Raw genomic sequence first — 3,222 nt, forward strand, 5'->3', positions numbered from 1 at the left:
CATGACGCGCACCTCGCAACAAGAATGCCGGAGCATTCTTGAATTATAAGATGAAGAGAAAAGCTATCCATCCATAACTTGCGGTTATGGATGGATAGCTTTTCTGTATTTGTGAAGAAAGTGTGAACACCGTATAATAAAGCCATCGGACATAGGGGTTCGGCAATGAAGAAGGAGGATTTTTTCTATGAAAAAGAAAAAAGTAATGGCTGCATTGATCGCAGTGGCTGCCTGCCTTACTTTTACAGGTGTGGCAGCACCTTCTGCTCTGACAACAACGGCTCAGGCAGCAGGTTATACCGGACTGAAAAGAATTTCAGCAGGTAACTGGCAGTATTACAAAAATGGACAGAAAGTAACAAGTGGTACAGACGTAGTAAAAAACGAAAATGGCTGGTGGTATGTAAAGAACGGAAAAGTTGATTTTTCTGCAAATACAGTAGCAAAAAATCAGAATGGCTGGTGGCTGATCCGCAATGGTAAAGTAGACTTCACGGCAAACACCGTAGCAAAGAATCAGAACGGCTGGTGGCTGATCCGCAACGGTAAAGTAGACTTCTCTGCAAACACCGTAGCGAAAAACCAGAACGGCTGGTGGAAGATTACCAACGGAAAAGTAGATTTTGGTTACACCGGAATCGCGAAAAACGAAAACGGCTGGTGGAGAATCGAGAACGGAAAAGTAAACTTTGACTGCAACAGCGTAGAAAAAAATGAAAATGGCTGGTGGTATCTGGCAGGCGGAAAAGTTGACTTTGGCTATAACGGACTTGCAAGCAACAAAAACGGTCAGTGGATGATCGAAAACGGAAAAGTAACATTCCATTATAACGGTGCTTACATGGATGCAGAAGGCAAAGGTTATGTCATTGAAAACAGCAAAGTCAATGATAACCTTGTAGCAGACATTGATTACCTGAATGCAAAACAGAATACCGCACAGTATTTTGATTATTCAGAGAAAATTGCCGCTCAGATGAACAACTATCCGGTAAATCCGGAAGCTGCAAACATTGATATCGCAGCAGCAGACGAGAATGGTGCTTCTGGCGTTGTACTGACAGCATCTAAAACATCCGAAGGTGATTACTATCTGAATGCATTAGTTGCCGGAGACAAGATCAATCTGACAGCAACAGGCGACAACAAAGTAGCATCTGCCGTAAGTGATAAAACAGGTGATCTTGAGGTGGTTGATGGAAACGTATCCTTTACACCGGCTGCTATCAAAGCGGATACTCCAGAAGATGAAGTTATCACAGTAACCATGGAAGATGGTAAAAAGTATCGTGTACATACTGTAAATGAGCTGCTTCCGGGAATGGACATTACAGGAACAGGTGTGAAAGCCTCTGATGCAGGTGTATACACATTTGCACTGGATCATTTCTTCCTTCGTGTAAATACAGATGGAGAATTAGTATATTATCGCTATATTCCGCAGTATGAAGTAACAGTAGATGATCGTAGCGGTGATGCTGAAAATATGGCAGAGAACTTTGCAGCGCAGGATGCTGTTGATGGAAGCCGTTACTATACTGCATTCATCGAGCTTGAGCCGACATTCAGAAATGCTATGGGTGGCTTCTCAAGTGGTTATTATCTTGTAATGGATGATAATTATGTAGATATTGATCAGGCTACTTTAAAAGCAAACAGTGACGAAAAACACTATCATGGTCAGGGATATCTGGATCAGCATGAGTTTGTCGTACTTGGAAAAAATCATTACATCAACCTCAGCTATACACCGGTACTGGCAGACAACCTTCCGGAGACTGTAAAAGGTCTTGACGGTGGAAATACTGCTTATGTATGGGTGGGAATCATTCAGGAAGTGAAAGACGGAAAAGTAATCAAAGAGATCAACACAGGTGATTATCCGTTATTATATGATTCTGCTGTAGAGTCTATCAATTATGATGAGAGTACATTGGATGGTGCATATGCATCTGTTGGTCAGAAAGATCATGCGGATCATAACTTTGCGGCAGGCGTAAAAGATTATGTTCATGTAAACAGTGTGGACTATACATTAGATGCAAACGGCAATACAGACAAGATTCTTGTTTCTATGCGTGATCAGAGTGCAGTTTACCAGTTTGATTTTGATACAGGCGCGATCGACTGGATTCTTGGTGGCAAGGCTTCTACTCTGAAAGGATATGAAGGATATACCACTGACCGTAAGGATGATAATGGTAAAGACTTTAAAGCTCTGACATTCGGACAGCATTTTGCACGTTATACAAACAAAAATGCGAAAGGTATGATCAGCGGAAATACACAGATCAGCGTATTTGATAATCAGACTGGTACAGCACCTTTTGTCAGCGTTGCATTAGGACCAAATGCTTATGCGACACGTACACGTACCATTGAAGTAAGTATTAATGAAACAAGCGGAACTGCTAAGGTTTACAATGCGATCAACGGTACAGATTTAACAAGCAAAAATGGTAAATATCATATTGCCAGTCATTGTGGAAGCGTACAGTATGACAGTGATACATCTGTGACAATTGGCTGGGGATTACATGGTGCAATTGATAATATTCCAGCTGTAGCTGCCAGTACATTGAGAGATCCGCAGTTTTCCTCTATCGAGTTGAAACAGGGATGTCGTCCGGTATTTACAGATTACAACATGGCGGCAGGCACAATTTCCTTTGAGTTGACACCTGCCAGAAATAAGATGAACATGGCTAGTCCTGATGCACTGTTCTCTTACAGAACTTATAAGACAGCAGACTAATCGATCAGAGAGATCATGAATGCCGGAGCATTCTTGAACTTAGGATAAATACAATAGTCCCGGGGATTTAATTTCCCCGGGATTATTGCGTTTGAAAAGAAAACAGTGTAGACTTGTGTTTTAAAGGGAGGAAGTAGTTATGAGGTTGGAACAGATTACGTATTTTTTGCGTGTGGCAGAGCATGGAAATATTACTGCGGCTGCAAAATCACTCTATATTTCACAACCTGCTCTGAGTAAACAGATCACCCTTTTGGAACAGGAAATCGGTCTGCCGCTGTTTGAACGTCAGGCACGCGGGGTGGTGCTGACACAGGCTGGTATGCAGTTTCAGAAGGATCTGCAGAATATTTTAAAAGAATTGGAAAATGCCAAGAAAAATGCGGTACTGGCAGGTCGCGCACAGAAACCGTTGCTAAATATGGGCTGTTTTGATGGCGCATATGCAGATGATTTCCTTCCAACGG

The 3,222-nt window shown here is 42.1% G+C and carries 2 protein-coding genes; both read left to right on the forward strand.

Going from position 1 to position 3,222, the window contains the following annotated elements; translation table 11 throughout:
- Positions 1–187 precede the first annotated feature (187 nt).
- Entirely contained in the window at positions 188–2,755 is a 2,568-nt protein-coding gene (locus LG34_RS03455) for an aryl-sulfate sulfotransferase (protein WP_109214888.1), read from the forward strand.
- A gap of 139 nt (positions 2,756–2,894) precedes the next feature.
- On the forward strand, positions 2,895–3,222 hold a 328-nt coding region (locus LG34_RS03460), incomplete at its 3' end, for a LysR family transcriptional regulator (RefSeq protein WP_146190182.1).

Origin of the sequence: Eubacterium ramulus (assembly GCF_003122485.1) — a bacterium.
In the GTDB taxonomy this organism is placed as follows: Bacteria; Bacillota; Clostridia; order Lachnospirales; family Lachnospiraceae; genus Eubacterium_I; species Eubacterium_I ramulus_A.

Bases quoted from the DNA above. Each gene is read 5' to 3' on its own strand.
- LG34_RS03455 (WP_109214888.1), top strand. From the start codon at position 188: ATGAAAAAGAAAAAAGTAATGGCTGCATTGATCGCAGTGGCTGCCTGC.